15 protein-coding genes are annotated in these 19,325 nt (G+C 69.7%); 9 read left to right on the top strand and 6 right to left on the bottom strand.

Translation table 11 applies throughout. The features are described from left to right. The first annotated feature begins 13 nt into the window (after nucleotides 1-13). From GXP76_RS00970 to GXP76_RS00950, 5 genes are all read left to right on the top strand, one after another. Entirely contained in the window at nucleotides 14-355 is a 342-nt protein-coding gene (locus GXP76_RS00970) for a winged helix-turn-helix domain-containing protein (protein WP_242569453.1), read from the top strand. Beyond that, nucleotides 352-618 carry a hypothetical protein gene (locus GXP76_RS00965; protein ID WP_242569452.1) on the top strand — a complete coding sequence of 89 codons (267 nt, stop codon included), beginning with the start codon at nucleotides 352-354 and terminating at the stop codon, nucleotides 616-618. Before GXP76_RS00970 ends, GXP76_RS00965 begins: the two co-directional genes overlap by 4 nt. Nucleotides 619-786: 168 nt before the next feature. After that, the gene (locus tag GXP76_RS00960) at nucleotides 787-2,895 is read left to right on the top strand and encodes an MMPL family transporter (protein WP_242569451.1); all 2,109 of its coding nucleotides are present in this window, start codon (nucleotides 787-789) and stop codon (nucleotides 2,893-2,895) included. A 111-nt stretch (nucleotides 2,896-3,006) separates the two neighbouring features. Beyond that, entirely contained in the window at nucleotides 3,007-5,058 is a 2,052-nt protein-coding gene (locus GXP76_RS00955; protein ID WP_242569450.1) for an APC family permease, read from the top strand. A 111-nt stretch (nucleotides 5,059-5,169) separates the two neighbouring features. After that, nucleotides 5,170-6,522, top strand: coding sequence for a class I SAM-dependent RNA methyltransferase (locus tag GXP76_RS00950; RefSeq protein ID WP_242569449.1), 1,353 nt, complete (start codon nucleotides 5,170-5,172; stop codon nucleotides 6,520-6,522). 241 nt (nucleotides 6,523-6,763) lie between these two features. On the opposite strand, the gene GXP76_RS00945 is transcribed toward GXP76_RS00950, so the two are convergent. Next, nucleotides 6,764-9,088, bottom strand: coding sequence for a hypothetical protein (locus GXP76_RS00945; RefSeq protein ID WP_242569448.1), 2,325 nt, complete (start codon nucleotides 9,086-9,088; stop codon nucleotides 6,764-6,766). A 240-nt stretch (nucleotides 9,089-9,328) separates the two neighbouring features. Between GXP76_RS00945 and GXP76_RS00940 the strand changes: the two genes are divergently transcribed. From GXP76_RS00940 to GXP76_RS00925, 4 genes are all read left to right on the top strand, one after another. Then, on the top strand, nucleotides 9,329-9,472 hold the full coding sequence (locus tag GXP76_RS00940) for a hypothetical protein (RefSeq protein ID WP_242569447.1): 144 nt from the start codon (nucleotides 9,329-9,331) through the stop codon (nucleotides 9,470-9,472). Nucleotides 9,473-9,651: 179 nt separating this feature from the next. Further along, on the top strand, nucleotides 9,652-9,987 hold the full coding sequence (locus tag GXP76_RS00935) for a hypothetical protein (RefSeq protein WP_242569446.1): 336 nt from the start codon (nucleotides 9,652-9,654) through the stop codon (nucleotides 9,985-9,987). A 4-nt stretch (nucleotides 9,988-9,991) separates the two neighbouring features. Then, nucleotides 9,992-12,466 (top strand): substrate-binding domain-containing protein, encoded by a 2,475-nt coding sequence (locus tag GXP76_RS00930; protein ID WP_242569445.1) that lies wholly within the window; start codon nucleotides 9,992-9,994, stop codon nucleotides 12,464-12,466. Further along, on the top strand, nucleotides 12,463-13,941 hold the full coding sequence (locus tag GXP76_RS00925; protein ID WP_242569444.1) for an extracellular solute-binding protein: 1,479 nt from the start codon (nucleotides 12,463-12,465) through the stop codon (nucleotides 13,939-13,941). Before GXP76_RS00930 ends, GXP76_RS00925 begins: the two co-directional genes overlap by 4 nt. 39 nt (nucleotides 13,942-13,980) lie before the next feature. On the opposite strand, the gene GXP76_RS00920 is transcribed toward GXP76_RS00925, so the two are convergent. The 5 genes from GXP76_RS00920 to GXP76_RS00900 form a co-directional block, all read right to left on the bottom strand. Next, entirely contained in the window at nucleotides 13,981-14,838 is an 858-nt protein-coding gene (locus tag GXP76_RS00920; protein WP_242569443.1) for an aldo/keto reductase, read from the bottom strand. A 200-nt stretch (nucleotides 14,839-15,038) separates the two neighbouring features. Continuing rightward, entirely contained in the window at nucleotides 15,039-15,533 is a 495-nt protein-coding gene (locus tag GXP76_RS00915) for a hypothetical protein (protein WP_242569442.1), read from the bottom strand. A 91-nt stretch (nucleotides 15,534-15,624) separates the two neighbouring features. Further along, on the bottom strand, nucleotides 15,625-17,118 hold the full coding sequence (locus tag GXP76_RS00910) for a carboxylesterase/lipase family protein (RefSeq protein ID WP_242569441.1): 1,494 nt from the start codon (nucleotides 17,116-17,118) through the stop codon (nucleotides 15,625-15,627). 65 nt (nucleotides 17,119-17,183) lie between these two features. Then, nucleotides 17,184-18,026: an MBL fold metallo-hydrolase gene (locus GXP76_RS00905; RefSeq protein ID WP_242569440.1), complete on the bottom strand. Its 843-nt coding sequence runs from the start codon at nucleotides 18,024-18,026 to the stop codon at nucleotides 17,184-17,186. A gap of 170 nt (nucleotides 18,027-18,196) precedes the next feature. Next, nucleotides 18,197-19,231 carry an SMP-30/gluconolactonase/LRE family protein gene (locus GXP76_RS00900; protein WP_374359561.1) on the bottom strand — a complete coding sequence of 345 codons (1,035 nt, stop codon included), beginning with the start codon at nucleotides 19,229-19,231 and terminating at the stop codon, nucleotides 18,197-18,199. Nucleotides 19,232-19,325: the final 94 nt, after the last annotated feature.

Raw genomic sequence — 19,325 nt, 5'->3', positions numbered from 1 at the left:
AAAGGGCGCTGCGATGCAAGAGGTCCCGACCGGCGACGAGCTGCTGAAAGTGCTCGGCGCGCTCGGCAATCCCCACCGGATGCGGATCATCGGCGCGCTCCTGGAGGGCCGGAACTACGTCAGCAGGCTCGCCCGCGAGCTCGGCATCGGCCGTCCGCTGCTGCACATGCACCTCCAGCGGCTGGAGGCGGCCGGTCTGGTCGCAGGGACGCTGGAGCTCTCCGAGAGCGGCAAGTCGATGAAGTACTTCGAGCTGACGCCGTTCTGTTTCGCCCTGACCCCCCAGTCCGTCGCCACGGCGGCGCAGACGCTCACCGAGGAAGAGGGAACGACCGTGAAGGAGTCCGCGAAATGAACGATTCGGGATGGACGGACCTGGCGGGGGCCATCGGCGCCGGCGGCGTCTTCCTGTTCCTCATCGTGGTCGTCTGGCAGGTCGCGGCGACCTGGCGCGCGCGCATGGTGGCCGCGCGTGAGGAGCAGTACAAGAAGCTCGCCATGAAGTACGCGCAGCTTCTGGAGGACAACGTCGAACTCCACCGCCGCACGCTCGACGAACTGACACAGGCCCGTGGCTCGATCGCGTCGATGGAGAAGATGATGCGCGAGATCGAGTAGTACCGGCGCCAAGTGAAGACGTACGGCCGGGAGTTCCCGCTCCCGGCCGTACTCATGGAGATCCGTCACTCAGGGCACCATCCCGCGCGCCGCGGCAGGTCGGCAAACCATCACGCCGCGGTGCGGAAGGAGCGTGCCCTCACTCACTCCATACCAAGGAGATTACTCATGACCACCTTGCCGAAGCGGCTCGCCGGGGCACCCGGCGGCAGTCGCGGGAAGTGGTTCGTCCTCGTCGCCTGGCTGATCCTCGTCGTCGCGCTCGGCCCGCTCGCGGGCAAGCTCGGCGAAGTCGAGGAGACGGGGCCGAACGCGTTCCTGCCCCGTGGCGCGGAATCGGCCCGGGTCAACACCGAGCTGGAGAAATTCCGCACCGACACCCTGATGCCGGCGGTCGTCGTCTACACCGGCGACGGGGCCGCGGCGAAGGCCGCCGCGGACCGCGAGCGCTTCGCGCCGTACGTCGCCGACGGCGAGCAACTGCCGCCCGCCGTACCGTCCGAGGACGGCGAGGCCCTGATGGCCGTCGTCCCCCTGTCGTACGAGGACGAGATCACCGACACGGTCGACAGGCTCCGCGACATCGCCGGCGCCAACGCCCCACCCGGTGTCGAGGCCGAGGTGGGCGGCCCCGCCGCCTCCCTGACCGACTCCGTCGCCGTCTTCGGCACCCTCGACGCGACCCTGATGATCGCGACCGGGCTCGTCGTCGCCGTCCTGCTGCTGATCACTTACCGCAGCCCCCTGCTGTGGCTGTTCCCGCTGCTGTCCGTCGGCTTCGCCGCCGTACTCACCCAGGTCGGCACGTATCTGCTCGCCAAGTACGGCCATCTGCCCGTCGATCCGCAGAGCGCGGGCATCCTGATGGTGCTCGTCTTCGGCGTCGGCACGGACTACGCCCTGCTGCTCATCGCCCGCTACCGCGAGGAACTGCACCGGCGGGAGGACCGGCACGAGGCGATGCGGACCGCGCTGGTCCGCTCGGGCCCGGCGATCCTCGCCTCCGCGGGCACCGTCGCGATCGGACTGGCCTGTCTGGCGTTCGCCGACATCAACTCCTCGCGCTCCATGGGGCTGGTCGGCGCCGTCGGGGTGGTCTGCGCGTTCCTCGCGATGGTCACGGTGCTGCCCGCGCTGCTGGTGATCGCCGGCCGCTGGGTCTTCTGGCCGTTCGTCCCGCGCTTCGGCACCCCCGCCCGCAAGGAGACCACCGTGTGGTCCCGGATCGGCGCCCTGGTCGCCCGGCGCCCGCGCTGGTCCTGGCTGATGTCGGTGGGCGTCACCGGAGCGCTCGCGCTCAGCGCGTTCGGCATCGACATGGGGCTGCGGCAGTCCGAGATGTTCCAGGAGAAGCCCGAATCGGTCGTGGCGCAGGAACTCATCTCCGCGCACTACCCGTCGGGCGCCTCCGACCCGGCCAAGGTCGTCACCCGCGCCGACCGCGCCGCCGACGTCGAGTCGGCCCTGCGGGACGTCGAGGGCGTCGCGCGCGTCGAGGACGGCGACCGTACGCCCGACGGCCGTCTCGCCACCCTGTCGGTGGTCCTGACCGACACCCCGGACAGCACGGCGGCCAAGGACACCGTCGACCGGCTCCGGGACGCCGTGGGCACCGTCGACGGCGCCGACGCCGTCGTCGGCGGGGCCACCGCGCAGACCCTCGACACCCAGCGGGCCGCCGACCGCGATCTGCGCACCGTCATCCCCGTGGTGCTGGTGGTGGTACTGGTCGTACTGATCCTGCTGCTGCGCGCCCTGGTCGCACCGCTGCTGCTGCTCGCGACGGTCGTCCTGTCGTACTTCGCCGCCCTCGGCGCCTCGAACCTCCTGTTCGAGACCGTCTTCGGATTCGCCGGTGTCGACTGGTCGATCCCGCTGATGGGCTTCGTGTTCCTGGTCGCGCTCGGCATCGACTACAACATCTTCCTGATGCACCGGGTCCGCGAGGAGGCACTGCGGACCGGCCACAGGCGTGGCGTACTGGAGGGTCTGACCAGCACCGGAGGCGTCATCACCTCGGCGGGCGTGGTGCTCGCCGCGACCTTCGCCGTCTTCGCGGCGCTGCCGCTGGTGACGATGGCGCAGATGGGCGTAATCGTCGGCATCGGAGTCCTGCTGGACACCTTCCTGGTCCGTACGGTGCTCGTGCCCGCCCTCGCCCTGGACCTCGGGCGCCGGTTCTGGTGGCCGGGGCGGCTCTTCGCGCGGGGCGCGCACGACGGCCCCGCCGGGCTGTCCGGAGGGAAGGCGGGGGAGCGCTCGCCCGAGCACGTCTGACGCCGTTCGCCGGGGGCCCGCCGCCCGTCGCGCGGGGTGGCGCGCCTCCGGCCCCGCCCGGGCGGGGTGGTGCTTGGGAGGGCCGAGCCCGGACGGCTTACGATCCTCATCGTGCCGAAACTGACCGACGTGCCCAAACGGATCCTGATCGGGAGGGCGCTGCGTAGCGACAGGCTGGGAGAAACGCTCCTTCCCAAACGCATCGCACTGCCCGTCTTCGCCTCCGACCCGCTCTCCTCGGTGGCCTACGCACCAGGAGAAGTCCTCCTGGTGCTCTCCATCGCGGGCGCGTCCGCGTACCACTTCAGCCCGTGGATCGCACTGGCCGTCGTGGTCCTGATGTTCACCGTCGTCGCCTCCTACCGTCAGAACGTGCACGCCTATCCGAGCGGCGGCGGCGACTACGAGGTCGCCAACACCAACCTCGGTCCCAAGGCCGGACTGACCGTCGCGAGCGCGCTGCTCGTCGACTACGTCCTGACCGTGGCCGTGTCGATCTCCTCGGGCGTGGAGAACCTCGGCTCGGCGATCCCCTTCGTCATCGAGAACAAGGTCCTGTGCGCGATCGGGATAATCGTCATCCTGACGCTGATGAATCTGCGCGGCGTACGGGAGTCGGGCAAGCTCTTCGCCTTTCCGACGTACGTCTTCGTCACCGGCGTCTTCATCATGATCGTGTGGGGCGCCTACCGGGGCCTCGTACTCGACGACACCATGCACGCGCCCACCGCCCACTTCGAGATCAAGGCGGAGGAGAGCGGACTGGCCGGTTTCGCGCTCGTCTTCCTGCTGCTGCGCGCGTTCTCCTCCGGCTGCGCGGCCCTGACCGGCGTCGAGGCCATCAGCAACGGCGTCCCCGCCTTTCGCAAGCCCAAGAGCAGGAACGCGGCGACGACGCTGGCGCTGATGGGCACCCTGGCCGTCACCATGTTCTGCGGCATCATCGGGCTGGCCCTGGCCACCGATGTGAAGATGGCCGAGTTCCCCGGCAGGGATCTGCTGCGCGACGGTGTGCCGGTCGGTGAGGGCTACGTCCAGAACCCGGTCATCACCCAGGTCGCCGCCGCCGTCTTCGGCGCGGACACGTTCTTCTTCGTCCTGCTCGCCGCCGCCACCGCGCTCGTGCTGTTCCTGGCCGCCAACACCGCGTACAACGGCTTCCCGCTGCTCGGCTCGATCCTCGCCCAGGACCGCTATCTGCCGCGCCAGCTCCACACCCGCGGCGACCGCCTCGCCTTCTCCAACGGCATCGTGCTGCTGGCGGGCGCCGCCATCCTGCTGGTGTGGCTCTACGGGGCGGACTCGACCAAGCTGATCCAGCTCTACATCGTCGGCGTCTTCGTCTCCTTCACCCTCAGCCAGACCGGCATGGTCCGGCACTGGAACCGCCATCTGCGGACCGAACGCGACAGGTCCAAGCGCCGCCACATGATCCGCTCACGCGCGATCAACGCCTTCGGCGCCTTCTTCACCGGGCTCGTCCTGATCGTCGTGCTGGCCACCAAGTTCACGCACGGGGCATGGGTCGCCCTGCTCGGCATGGTGATCTTCTACGGGACGATGAGCGCGATCCGCCGGCACTACGACCGGGTGTCCGAGGAGATCGCCGCCGCCGAGGCCCCCGGGCCCGACAGCGTACGGCCGTCCCGCGTCCACACCATCGTGCTCGTCTCCAAGGTCCACAAGCCGACGCTGCGCGCGCTCGCGTTCGCGAAACTGACGCGCTCGGACCGGCTGGAGGCGCTCTCCATCAATGTCGACCCCGCCGAGACGAAGCAGCTGAGGGAGGAGTGGGAGCGGCGCGGCATCAACGTGCCGCTGAAGATCCTCGACTCCCCGTACCGCGAGATCACCCGGCCCGTCATCGAGTACGTGAAGGGCCTGCGCACCGAGAACCCGCGCGACGTGGTCAGCATCTTCATCCCCGAGTACGTGGTCGGCCGCTGGTACGAGCAGGTGCTCCACAACCAGAGCGCGCTGCGGCTCAAGGGGCGGCTGCTCTTCTCCCCGGGCGTGATGGTGACCTCCGTGCCGTACCAGCTGGAGTCCTCCGAGGTCGCGAAGAAGCGGGCCAGACGGCGTGCGGAGTGGAGCGCGCCCGGCTCGGTGCGGCGGGGGCCGGTGGACACGCGGCCGGGGAAGGAGCCCACGGGGAAGTCCTGAGGGACCGCGGGTGGCGGTGGGCGCCGCCGCCCGCACGTAGACTGATTGGCTTCCGCCGCCCCACCTTCTCGCCTCTGACCTCGCCTTTGACGTTTTGGAGCCCAGCCCCTCATGCAGACACAACCGCAGCCTTCAGAGCAGGCCCCTGAGCAGGCTTCGCTGGTCGGCGAGGAGTACGAGGTCGAGGTCGGGCCCGTCGCGCACGGCGGCCACTGCGTCGCCCGCACCGACGGGGGCCGGGTGCTCTTCGTACGGCACGCGCTGCCCGGCGAGAAGGTCGTCGCCCGGGTGACGGACGGCGACGAGGGCTCGCGCTATCTGCGCGCCGACGCGGTCACCGTCCTGGAAGCCTCCAAGGAGCGCGTCGAGGCCCCCTGCCCGTACGCGGGCCCGGGCATGTGCGGCGGCTGCGACTGGCAGCACGCCAAGCCGGGCGCCCAGCGCCGGCTCAAGGGCGACGTCATCACCGAACAGCTCCAGCGGCTGGCCGGCCTCACCCCGGAGGAGGCGGGCTGGGACGGCACCGTCATGCCCGCGCCCGGCGACAAACTGCCCGCGGGCGAGGTGCCCCAGTGGCGTACCCGCGTCCAGTACGCCGTCGACGCCGACGGCCGGGCCGGACTGCGCAAGCACCGCTCGCACGACGTACAGCCCGTCGACCACTGCATGATCGCCTCCGAGGGCGTCAGCGAACTCGGCGTCGAGAAGCGCGAATGGCCGCAGATGGCCTCGGTCGAGGCGATCGCGGCCTCCGGCTCCGGCGACCGCCAAGTGGTCCTCGCCCCCCTCAAGGGCGGCCGGCTCCCCCTGGTCGAGCTGGACAAGCCGGTGTCGGTCCTGCGGATCGAGGAGCACGACGGAGGAGTGCACCGGGTCCACGGCCGCGCCTTCGTCCGCGAACGCGCCGACGACCGCACCTGGCGCATCGGCATGGGCGGCTTCTGGCAGGTCCACCCGAAGGCCCCCGAGGTCCTGGTGGAGGCCGTGATGCAGGGCCTGATGCCCCGCAGGGGCGAGACGGCCCTCGATCTCTACTGCGGCGTGGGCCTGTTCGCGGGGGCGATCGCCCAACGCGTGGGCGAGACGGGCGCGGTGCTCGGCATCGAATCCGGCAGGCGCGCGGCGGAGGACGCCCAGTACAACCTCAAGGACCTCCCCAGGGTCCGCATCGAACACGGCAAGGTCGACACGGTGCTGCCCCGCACCCAGATCACCGAGACGGACCTGATCGTCCTCGACCCCCCACGCGCGGGCGCCGGCAAACAGGTCGTCACCCACCTGTCGACCCTGGGCGCCCGCCGCATCGCCTACGTGGCCTGCGACCCGGCGGCACTGGCCCGCGACCTGGCGTATTTCCGGGAGTCGGGCTACAAGCCGCGGACACTGCGGGCGTTCGACCTGTTCCCGATGACGCACCACGTGGAGTGCGTGGCGATCCTGGAGCCGGTTCGCGAAGGTGCCTGAAATGCGCCACGGTCGATTTCCTGACGCTGGGACGACCCGCGCCGAGGCGCCTCGGCACTCGTCCCGACGGGGGGCGGTCGTCTCATGGGTCCGGCGCGCGTGCGGTTTGACCGATGTGGCCTCGACCGGCCGCGGTTCTGGGACCTCGGTCACCGACCAAAAACAGTGACCCGGCCTGGGCCGCGCCCTGGGACATGAGGCCGGTGCTGAGGTCGCCGGGCTCATCGTCCTTCGGTCGCGGTCACGGGGTGTTCCGCTCACCGTCCCTGCCGTGCGAGCTTTTTCCCCAGAACGCCCGGGAGAGAACCTTCTGCTCGTGTTTGGTCTGTTCCTTTTTCAGGATGCCCTTGAACTTCGGCTGGTCCGCGGCCCGGCGGGCCAGCCGATCGGCGTCGTCCGTCAGGCCCGCGTCGCTCAGTGACATCAGCAGTGTTGCCTGCCGGACCATCGGCCAGCTCTGCGTCACGGCCACCATGATGCGGTCGACTACGCCCATGACGCGTGGCCTTATCGGGTGATCCAGGTTGTGCAACTGCCGCAGCAGCATGACGAGTTCGGAGACGTCACCGTTGCTGATGCAGCCGTGCACCACGGCGTCGCGGGCGGGAAGTCCGCCGGCAGCCGTCAGTGCGAGCAGAAGCGGTGCCATGTCCGGCCCCTGTGCGGCACAAGCCCGGGCATACAGGTCGGCTTCTCGTACGACAGCAGCACTGGATCGGTCCAGTACGTCCAGGAACAGTCCGGCGTGACCGGTGGGCTTCTCCCGCAGCGTCTGCTGGAACACCACCTCGGCCAGCAGCGGCAGCTCGGCGCCCTCCAGGCATGTCAGCAAATGGGCGGCCCGTTCGGGACTGCCCGTGGCGACGACCATCTCCACCACGGCCTCCGCACCGGGGTAGGTCTCGTCCAGATAGCGCAGGAGGAACCGTGTCGATACGCCGGAGTGCCGCATGGAGGCCATCAACGCCTGGGCGGCCTGGGGGAAATGGTTCGTGCTGTACAGATCGGCGATCATGGTGGCGATGTATTCCACCGGCCGATGTCTCACCGCGAGATCCACCACCGAGGCGGCGGCCTCGCTGTGCTTTCCCTGCACCAGCGCACGCACCAGCGCCAGCACATGGGACACGCCCCGGCCCTGGGTCGCGGAGAGAGTGAAGTCGGCTTCCCCGGTCATTCCCTTGGCCGTGAAGCACTCGATCACACTGACGACGTTCATGGCCTCGCATCGCTCCGCGACCGCGACCGGCAGCGAGTCGGCATGCTTGTGCCGGCCCGCGGCACGCAGCGCGATGGTGAGTTCCACCAGCTCCTGAGCACTGCGCTGATCCACGGCCGGACCCAGCGCGCTCAGACTCGCCGGTTCGACCTCGGTGCCTGCGGCCCATACCGCGACAGCGACCACATCGGTCACCGTGCGCACAACGAAAGCGGCCGTAAGAAGACTCTCCGCCAGCTCGCCCTGTCCGCCTCTGTGCAAGCCCAGACAGAGGCCGATGATGTCGCACGGGGACTTCAACTCGACCGACGACCGCAGTACCGCGGCCACTCCGTCCTCAAAGCCCGAGCGGTGCAGTTCACCGGCGAGCGCCGCGGTCTCGGTCACGGGCCGTGTCATCACCAACGCGGGTACGGCGCTCACCGCGTGGGCATGAAGGCCGGCCTGCTCCAACCCCGACAACAGCGCCGCCACGTCCTCGACCCGGCGAGAACGGCTGGCCGCGGAGACCAGCTCACGCGCCATGGCCTGCTGCGTGCGTGCCTCCAGGTCACCCACCACGTTGACCAGCTCAGCGACAGAGGAGGTCCGGTTCGCCGCCTCCAGGGCTGCCATCAGCGACGACGCCCCCTCGGCCCGGCCTTCAAGCCCCGCCATGGCGTCGAGCTCGGCCTCCAGCCGATTGCACTGCACCTCGGCGGCGATCAGTTCAGCCCTCGTGACGGCGAGGGCCTCCTGCAGGTGGAGCATCTCCTCGCGGAGATCGTCGCAGTCCCTCCGCAGCTGTTCGTACTCTCCCTCCCACAGCGCCACATCGGTCCGGTGCGCCAACTGCCGGTTGTCGAGCTCCATTTCCAGATGCCGGGACCGACTCACCGACTCGGACAGACTCCGCTCGCGGTCGTGCAGGGCCTGCTCCAGGGCCCGTTCCCGTGTCCTGATCCGGCGTGTCTCCTCGTCCGCGCCGGCCAGTTCGTCCTGTAGTTCCTGCATGGCGCTGCTGCGACGGTTCGCCTTCAGGGCTGCCCGGTGCGTCTCGCGCAGTGCGGCCTCCGCCTGAGGCGTCAGAGGTGCTGACGCCTCTCTGACATCGCCGATCAGGCCGGCCACGAAGTCCCAGGGCGGGACCCGGTCACCGCTGAGATAGCGCGTCACCGAGCTGGCGTCGAGATGGCGGCGCACGGCGTACCGCCGCACGCTCACGCCCAGCGCACCGAACAGCGCCCGGAGATCCTCGGCCAAAGCCCGCTTGTCCGCGGGCAGACCCTCCTTGAGGGCGGCAAGGCGCGCCGACCGTCCCCGGCCGCCGGGGTTCGCGTCGATGATCTCGAAGGCACTGTCAGGCATACCGACAGTATCCGCCGCGAGTTGTGCGCCCGCCGTCCGACATGTGTTGCCAACTCATCTGGCAACACGCCCTGTTGTTGCCGACGGCTGGCAACAACAGGGCACGCTGATGCCGTCTGCGCCTGGCAACACCGGAGTCCACCGTTCTGGCCCGCGGGCCGGTAACCATGGTCGTGACGAGCAAGAGGCCAGGGGCACCGACCGTCGGCGGCTCCGGCGTATCCAGGAGGACCACCACCCATGACCGACACAGGTGACACCACGCGCGAGCAGCCCAAGACGCCGGTGTGGCGCCGCCTCCTCCTCCAAGCGGCGATCGGCGCTGCCGGAGCCGTGGGCTCCGCGACGGTGACGTGGGCCGTGTACTGGTTGCAGAGCCGATGACCGGCTGGGCGACGGCACTGCGGCATATGATCTGTTACAGAGTGGTCACAATAAGTGACATCGGAACCGCCTGAACCACAACTACCGTGCCATGATGCGGAGTTATGACGGTTGGAGAGCACGGGGGCTATCGCTCGATTCGCGTCAGACTTGCCGGAGGTGCGGCGGGGAACGTCGATGTGCACGCGCTGAGGAAGTGGCTGGAGCGCGAGCGCGGCCTGGAAATCCTGGTCGACGACGGCGAACTGAGCATCCACGAGCAGCCGCGGGCGGACGGCGGCGACGCGGGCGGTGACGGTCCCGTCATGGGCGTCGCCATGGACATCATGCTGGTCATGACCGGGGCCGTGGCTCCCCAGCTCTTCGACCTGGTGCTCGCCAGGACCAGATCGGGAGTCGAAGCCTGGCGGAAGAACCGCCGGTCCGTGGAGCCCGGCGACCCGCCCGAGGTCGAGATCACCCCGATCGATCCGCCTGAGGGCGGTCCCGGCACACCGGACAACGGGGAGGAGTGACCAGGTGCCACGGTTCGACCCGAGGGGGAGGGCGAATCGGGCACTGCTGGTCGGGGTGTCCGAGTACGAGACATTGGACAGCGGCAACCTGCCGGGCGTGGTCCACAACCTCGCGCAGCTCTCGGACGTGCTGGGAGCCGGCGAGATCTTCGGCCGGGACGAGATCACCGTCTGCAGCCCCGCGGGTGTGGACGAGTTCACCAGAACACTCAACACGGCCGTCGAGTCGGCCGAGGGCCTGCTGCTGTTCTACTTCGCCGGCCATGGAGCCGTCCCCAGCGGCGGGGACGAGCTGTGGCTCCAGATGCGCAACGCGCACGTCGTCAAGGGTGTCGTGTTCCAGGGAGCCCAGTCGTGGACCCAGGTGCTCGGCACGCTGGCCAGCAGCAGGGCGAAGCAGATCGTCGTCGTTCTCGACTGCTGCCACGCTGGCAACGCCGGTAGTGCCTGGGAGATGTTGGAGCACAAAGGGCGCATCTCGCAGCTCATGAGCGTGCAGGCCAACCACCAGATCGGCGCGGGGCCGGGGACGAGGCCAACCCCCTTCACCGAACAACTCCTACGGATTCTGCGGGAAGGAGTGGCCGGGCAGGGAGGCGACGTCAGCTTCCGGACACTGTCGGAGGAGATCCGGGCGCGCATGTCCAAGCACAGGACGGCACGTTCCGACACCTGGGAGCCACAGAGCCGCCCCGGCACTTCCGGTACGGACGTGCTGCTCGCCACGGACATCCCGCTCCCGCCCGCGCCACCGATCCCGTGGTGGCGCCGAAAACCGGTCCTCGGCGCCGTCGCCGCCGCGCTGCTGCCGGTCCTCGGCCTGGGCACGTACTACCTGACCACCCAGGGCGGCCAGGCACTCTGCGCGCCACCCCTGGAACTGCGGCTGCTCACCGATCCCGACATCGAGCCCACCGTGCGCAAGGCGGCCGCGACGTACATGGTCTCCGACGCGAACCGTACGGGCGACGGCTGCCGACGCAGCGGGATCACGACGTACAGTGCGGGCGCCTCCGATGTCGTAGCGGCGCTCCGTGACAACTCCTCGGCCTGGCAGAAGCCGTCGGACGACGAGGCCACCGCCAATCCGCAACGCGACATAGGCGCACAGCCCGACATCTGGATCCCGTCCACCTCGGCGGATGTCGAACTGGTCCGTCCGACGAGCGGATTGGGTGACGCGTCGCTCGGCACGGACACCCCACTGGCTTCCTCGCCGATCGTGCTCGCCGTCCCGGAGGACTCCGCGAAACAGCTTGCCGGTCAGCGGGAGGGGCGGAAGATCGCCGACCTGATCACCGCGTTCCTCCGCACGGAACCCGGCTCCGAAGTGCGCCGCGCGGATCCGGAGTTCACGTCCGCCGCCCTGCTGGCCACACGGGGGCTGTACGGTACGGCGGCCTCCGGCAAGAACGCCGAGAAGACGGTCGCGCACGCGGGACTGCCCGCACTCACCGGACGGGAGATGCTCTGCCGGTTGCCGGACCTCGGCGAGGTGGACGACCGCACGGCCGCGATCGTGCCCGAGCACCTGCTCAGGACCGGCGTCGACTGCGAGAAGGAGAAACGTGCCGAGCGCATCGCCCTGTACCCGGCCGATGTACCGGGTCTCGACCCGGCATTCGTCCGGGTGACCTGGGAGGGCGCGAACCTGGACGAGGGTCCCAGGAGTGAGGCCGCGGACAGCTTCAGGACATGGCTCACCGGCAAGGAAGGGGCCGCCGTCTTCGGCGCGGACGGATTCAGGGGTGCCTTGGAGGGCAGGACCCGTGCCGACGAGGTGGCCGGCCCGGCCAAGGCCGTCCCCGGGACACTGCCCGAGCCGGCCCCGCTCGCCGAACCCGCCAACGGTGACGCGCTCGACGACGCGCTTGGCAAGTACCGCAACGCGAGCGGCCCCGGGCGCGTGCTCTTCCTGCTCGACAGCTCCGGCTCCATGCGGAAACACTGGGAGGGCCCGAGCGGCGCCCCCGGGATGCTCAAACAGTCGCTCGCCGGACTCGGTGAGGAGGACACGTACGGCATCTGGGCGGTCGCCGACACAGGCTCCGGTCCGTACACCGAACTGCTCGACTTCGCCTCGCGTACGAACACGGACGCGATGAACAGGATCGACAAGGACGCCCAGGTGAAGGACGCCCAGGCCGACCCGTACCGGGCGCTCTCCGAGGCCCTTGAGTACATGGCGGAAAGGGGCGCCGACGACCAGGGTCCGCAGCTGATCGTCTACCTCACCGACGACGAGGACAACGACCGGCCGGCAGGTGCCGACAAGCTGTCCAGGCTGCTCGGGTCGGCCAGGGACAAGGGGATTCCGGTAGCCATGGTGTCGCTGGAATCGGACGCGTGCCTCGAGGACAGACCCGACCGGAAGATCGCGGATGAAAGCGGGGGACGCTGCCTGGACAGCGCCGGCAGTGACCTCACCTCCGCGCTGTTGGACGAGGTCGCCAGCACCGGGTCAGGAGACCAGAAATGACGCTGCCCCGTTTTCCGCGCCCCGCGCGATTCCGCGTGGCGGGGCTCGCAGCGGCGCTCGCGCTCACGTTCACCGCTGCCTGCACCGGAGACGGCGGGGACGACGGACCGTACAGCGCCGACGAGGGTACCGGCACGACTGCCCAGGGCTCCGGCGGTCCCCGTCACATCTGGGTGGCCAGCGGACGTGATGTCACCGGCAAGGGCGGAATCCGCCAGCGGCTTGTGGACGGCTGGAACGCCGAACAGAAGGCAGAGGCGAAGAAGAAGGGCACGCATCCCTACCGCGCCCACCTGGTGGAACTGTCGGGCTCGGCCGACCAGCAGCGCAGCCAGCTGCTCGGCGCACTCCAGTCGGGCAGCGCGAAGTACGACGTGGTCAATCTCGATGTGACATGGGTACCGGAGTTCGCCGCGGCCGGCCTCATCAACACCTTGGACGAGAAACTCCTTGACGGCGATGTGATCGATTCCGTCGCCAGTACCGGGCGCTGGAACGAAGACGTCTACGCGGCGCCGTTCAACAGCGACGTAGGGCTCCTGTACTACCGGCGGGACTACCTGGAGCAAGCGGGTCTGAAGCCCCAGCACCGGGACTGGCGAGTGAAGACATGGGGCGGACTCCGGGGGGTGATCAACGACGTCGAGGAGGCGAACCTGCCCCAGCCGTACGACAAAGGGTGGACGACACAGCTCGACGGCTACGAGGGGCGAACGGTCAACGCGATCGAGGCGTTCGAGTCCGCGGATGACGGTCCGTCTCTTGTCGACGGTGAGGGACGATACAAAGGGACCGAACAGAGTCTGATCAGTGGAGTGCGCGAACTGAGCGACCGTACGGCCGAGCCGTTCACGCTCGAACGTGCCAGGGACTCGAAGGAGACGGAGTCACTGTCGGACTTCACGGCGGGCAAGACGGCCTTCCTGCGTCACTGGCCCACCGCCTACAGCACCCTGCACCAAACCTTCGAAGCGGATCAGCTGGGGGTGATGCCCCTGCCCGGCAGAGCCGTACTGGGCGGTCAGAACCTCGCCGTCAGCAGCAGATCCCAACACGCGGCAGCGGCCGAGGACCTGGTCGGTTTCCTCACCAACGCGGACAGCCAATGTCGCCTGCTGCGGGCGGGGTTCGCGGCGACCAGGGAGTCCGTCTACGCCAAGAGTCCTGGCCCTTGCGAGGACGAGGCCGAGAGTGACGCTTCGGCCTTGTCCCCTTCTCCGTCGTCCTCCGGCTCGGGTGAGAGCGCGGACCCCACGCCGCGTGACGAACACGGCCGTCCGATGTACGCGGCCGAGACGCTGCTGACCGCCTTGAAGAACGCGGCGCAGCGCCCCCGCACTCCGTACTACGGTGCGTTCACCCTCGCGTTCACCACCGCGCTCGATCCGCTCTTCCGCGACAGTCCTCCATCGGACCCCGCGATCGCGAAGGCCTTGGACAAGGCGCTGCGCGAGGCCATGCCGACGGCTGACTGAGCCGTCGGCAGGCCCGATCGCGACAAACCTGACGGCCAATCAGGCCGCGTCCAGCTCCGCCAGTTCGGCCGCAGTGAGTTCGAGAGTGGCGGCGGCAGTCGAGTCGGTGACGGTCTCCGGGCGGCTGGAGCCCGGAATCGGCACCACCGTGGGCGACTTCGCCAGCAGCCAGGCCAGGCAGACACGCTGCGGGCTCACTCCGTGCGCGTCGGCGACGGTCTTGAACGGGGAGTGGGAGGAGCCGAGTCCGCCGGCGTTCTTGATGCCGCCGAACGGGCTCCACGGCAGGAACGCAATCCCCAGCTCCCTGCACAGCTCCAACTCCGGTTCGCTGGAACGGAATGCCGGTGAGAACTGATTCTGTACGGAGGCGAGCCGGCCGCCGAGGATGTCGTAGGCCAGGCGGATCTGTTCCGGATTCGCGTTGGAGATGCCGGCCTGCTGGATCTTGCCCTCGTCGAGCAGATCCCGCAGGGCGCCGACGGACTCCTCGTACGGAACCCCGGGGTCGGGGCGGTGGAACTGGTACAGCCCGATCGCCTCCACACCGAGCCGGCCGAGCGATGCCTCGCAGGCGCGCCTGAGGTGCTCGGGGGAGCCGTCCACCGTCCAGGAGCCGTCACCCGGCCGCAGATGGCCGCCCTTGGTGGCGACCAGGACCTCGGAGCCCTGGCTGTGCGACGCCAGCGCCTTCGCGATCAGCGACTCGTTGTGGCCCACTTCGTCGGCGTGCATGTGATAGGCGTCCGCCGTGTCGATCAGCGTCACCCCGGCGTCCAGTGCCGCGTGGATGGTGGCCAGGGAACGGGCCTCGTCGGGCCGTCCCTCGATCGACATCGGCATACCGCCCAGGCCGATCGCGCCGACCTCGGCGCTACCAATACGGCGAGTCTTCATGGTGTGTCGATCTCCTTGCCGCTGTTACGCCCTGCCGGGTCTCCGGTGGGCTCCTCACGTCTGGCTCCTGCCCGGCGGCGCGTTCCGTACCCGTCGGGCGAGCCACGCTTCCCCAACCCGGGCGGGGCTGTGCTTGTTCCGCTCGTCCGGGCACGGAGGCGACCCTCGGCCCGGTGGAGGCGCGATTTGCCGATGGGCCGTCAGATGCCCCGCTCCTCCGCGCCTTTCGGGGTGGAGAAGTACCTGTTCGCCGTGGGCAGGAACATCAGCAGGACGGCGCCGGCCACCAGGAGGGGCGGGAGGGTGCCGATGGCGATGTCGTAGATGACATCGGCCGTGCTCCCTGTGGTGAATCCGTTCATGCTCATGCTGTTGATCATGAACAACGCGACGAGAGCGGCGACCGCGGCGAGTGTGTACCGTGCCCAGTTGCGGCCCTGGCGCATCTGGAAGACGAAGTAGACGAGCAGACCGCTGGTCGCGATCAGGAACCCGGCGGACATGGCGGCCTGCTGGATCGCGTTGCTCCCGCCCATCTCGTCGCGCATGTCGTCGAATCCGGAAGGGGAGACGACGAACGTGTCGAGTGTCCAGACCAGGGCGTCCACGGCGATGGCGGCCAGTAACAGGAGGAAGGCTGTCTCCACCTCCCTCGGGCGCGCCCCTCGCTGGTCCGTCTCCGGGTTCGTCGTCACTTTTTCTCCTCTGGTGGTCGTACTCCCGGAAGAGACGACCGACTCGGCCGAGTGGTTGACCGCAACGGTGGGGGCAAGGACCGGGGGCCGGTCAGTGCCACGCCTGGCGTTCCTGGGTGTGGGGGTCGTCGAGCTGTGTCCACTCGGTGTCGATCCGCATCGTGGTCCGGCGGTCGGTGTCGTACGGGTCCCAGCCCGGGTCGCCCGTTCTGGCGAACCTGACCCAGGTCTCGTGGACCCGGGCGGCGAGGTCGGTCGGGCTGTCGGGGCCGAGCAGTGCGGCGGGTCCGTGCAGGCGGGGCAGGTGGGTGAGGTCGAAGACGAAGGGCAGCTCCATGGTGTGGGTGGCGCCGAGTTGACCGTCCAGGGCTTCGGAGCGCCAGGCGAACTCGTAGCAGAAGGTGGCCGACGAGTTGTTCGTGGCGTGCGCGTCGGCCAGGGCCCAACTGCCCGCGCCGAACAGGGCGTCGCCCATGACCGCCGAACGCAGCGCGCCGAAGTCCGCGTCCGGCCGGGCCGTCCGGTACGCCGCCACGAGTCTCGACGGGTCCGGGTCCGGGTGCGAGCGGGCGGCGAGCGCTTCGATGTCGGCGGCCGTCGAGCGCGCGTACTCGCCCGTGGGGACCAGATAGAGGTTGCCCTCTTCGGAGTTGGTGCCGATGAGCAGGTCGACATCGGCGCCCCGGCCCCTGGCGACGGCGTGCGCGGGCTGGGTGTCGAGGACGAGGCTGAAGGGGCTGATCCCGACCAGGGGATCGTGGTGCGTCTCGGTCCGCAGGTCGATGCCCGTGAGCCGGGAAGCGGCCTCGACCAGGCGTTCGTCGGGGATTTCCGCGAAGGCGTCGGCCCGTGGCTCGATGCCGAGCGCCTTGGCCGCGGCCCTCGTGACCCGCGCCGCCTGCTCGGTAGTGAACGCGCCGAGGCCACTGCCGCTCTGGACGATCGCCCGCCGGAACAGGCCGGTGGCCTCGGGGGAAGCGAGTACGCCGCCGACGACGGTGGCTCCGGCCGACTGACCGAAGAGAGTCACGTTGTCCGCGTCACCGCCGAAGGCGGCGATGTTCGCGCGGACCCAGCGCAGCGCGGCCACGACATCGAGCAGACCACGGTTGGCGGGCGCCCCCGGGATGTCGAGGAAACCGCTGATCCCGAGCCGGTAGTTGAGGGTCACGAGGACGACGCCGTCGCGGGCGAAGCCCGTGCCGTCGTACAGCGCCGAGCGTGTCGAGCCGGCGACGAAACCGCCACCGTGCACGAACACCATCACCGGCAGGGCGGCGCCCGTGCCCCCCGGTGTCCGGACGCTAACGGTGAGGAAGTCCTCCCCGCGGCTCCAGCCGTCCCCGAAGTAGGGGGACATGTCCACGCCGCCGAGACGGCGTTCGGACTGAGGGGCGTTCGGCCCCGGCACGGTGGCGTCCCGCACACCGCGCCACGAGTCGTGCGGCCGCGGCGCCCCGAACCGGCCGGCGCCGGTGGGAGGAGCGGCGTACGGGATGTTCAGGAAGGAGAGGACTCCGTCCTGGCGCCGGCCGCGGACAGTGCCCTGCGCAGTGGTGGCGACGGGATCAACGCGACGGTTCACGGGGGTGGGTCGACGGGGCACTGCCTGGCCTCTCTGTCTGGACGGGTTCCGCGGGTTCGCCGGCGTCAGGCCTGGCTGTACGGCGTGAACGGGGCCCAGCCCTTGATGGCGAACGTGCCACCCTCGCGCCGCACTTCGGCCGCGCCGTGGCCGCTCAGATGCGCGGGGATCAGCAGCGCGTTGTTGTCGGCCGCCCAGCTCAGAATTCTGCGGCGGGTGGCGCGGGAGCCGGCGGGGTCCTCGCAGAAGCAGCTGTTGTGCTCGGGCTCCATGATCTGGAGCGGGGTGTGCAGCAGGTCACCGGCGAACACCGCGCGGTCCGCCCCGGAGGTCAGGGTGACCACGCTGGAACCGGGAGTGTGTCCGGGCGCCGCCTCCAGGAGCAGGTTGGCGTCGATACGGTGGCTGCCCTCCCACAACAGGGCCTGGCCCGCGTCGTGGACGGGGGCGACGCTGTCCTCGAAGACGTTCTCGTTGACGCCGCCGGTGATGTCCGGGTTGTTCGCCGGGTTCCAGAACTCGAAGTCGGCCCGGGGCATCAGATAGGTGGCGTTGGGGAACGTGGGTGTCCACGCGCCGTCGCTCAGCCGGGTGTTCCAGCCAACGTGGTCCACGTGCAGATGGGTGTTGATCACGAGGTCGACGTCCTCGGGCCGTACACCGGCGCGGGCGAGATTGCCGAGATAGTCGAGGCTCAGCCGGTCCCACGAAGCCACGGCGGGGCGGGACTTGTCGTTGCCGACGCCGGTGTCGACGAGGATGGTCCTGCCTTCGCTGCGCAGCAGCCAGGTCTGCATCGCGGCGTGGACCATGGTGTCGTCGGCGCCCAGATGGTCGGGAACGAGTGTCTCGCGGTGGTCATTCCACGCCTGCGCGGGCAGGTCCGGGAAGAACTGGTCCGCGGGCATGATCGGGCCGTGCGTCTCCTCGACGCGGGTGATGGTGACATCCCCCAGGGTGATCTCGTGTGTCTGCTGGTTGGGTTGGTTTGTGCTGCGTGTTCCGCGTGTGCTGCGTGTGCGACATGGGTGTTCCGTTCCGGGTTTGCTGAAGCGGGTGGACGGTCGGGCGGTGCGGCTCAGTCGTTGAGGCGGGCGAGGACGAGGTTGGGGTCCTCGGCGGTGGTGTAGGCGGCGCTCAGGACGTAGACCCTGTCGCCGCGCAGTGCGACGGAGGTGGGGTTCTGGAGCCCGTCGGCGGCGGTCAGCACGGTGGAGTGGGTGCCGTCGCGTCGCACGAGCGCCACCTCGTTGGGGCCGTTGAGGGTGGCCAGGACGCTGTCGCCGCTGCCGGTGAAGGCGAAGTCGTCGATGCCGGTCAGGCCGGTGGCCCGGGTCTGTACGCGGCCGGCGCGTCCGCCGGGCAGGACGGGGATCCGCAGGAGGGTGCCCTTGTCGAGATTGGTGGCCCAGACCGCGCCCCGGTGGATCTTCAGGCCGTTGGCGCCGAGGAATCCGGTGGAGGCCAGTTCGGGGGCGGTGGACCAGGCGGTGGGGGTGCCGCCCTTGGTGGGAACGCTCCAGATGACGCCGAGGACGGAGTCCGTCATGTAGAGGGTGCGGGAACCGGGGTCGAGAGCCAGGCCGTTGGGGAGCCCGGTGGCGGGCAGCGCCGCGATGCGCCGCGGTTCGCCGCCGGGGCGCAGACGCCACAGGCCCGTCAGGTCGTCGGTGCCGGTGGCGTACAGGAAGTACAGCGTGCCGTCGTGGGCCCGGACGATGCCGGTGGTCAGGGGGAAGCCCAGGACGGGGGTGCGGATTCCGCCGTCGGCCGGTTCGGGCAGTGTGGCCAGGATCCGCGTGGTGCCGCTGGGGGTGAACTGGGCGATCTGGCGGGCGGCGGCGAAGGTGACGTACGCGGTGCCGCCGGGGGACAGCGCGATGTTCTCCGGCATCCGGCCCTTGGCGAGGTCGAAGTGCGCGACGATCCGGGCGTTGTCCACGGTGGCTGCCGGGGAGATGGCTGTCGCGGTCGTGGTCGGCCGGGACATCGCTGTCGTGGAAGCGGCCGGTGTAGGAGCCAGGCCGGTCACCGCGACGGTGTGGGCGACCGCGGTGGTGACGGTGGCCGTGGAGAGCTTCTTCAACATGATGCCTTCGCTGTTTTCGGGCATGCGGCAGCGGTACGCCGACGCGTGAGTGATGTGGGGCGGCTCCCGCCCGGGACCGGGCGGAGCTGGGGGTTCGGGCTTGGGGTGGGGCTCGGGT

Origin of the sequence: Streptomyces sp. NP-1717 (genome assembly GCF_022695985.1) — a bacterium.
Classification (GTDB): Bacteria; Actinomycetota; Actinomycetes; order Streptomycetales; family Streptomycetaceae; genus Streptomyces.
The sequence above is the reverse complement of the archived record's forward strand: the minus strand, read 5'-3'. Positions and strand labels throughout refer to the sequence as shown.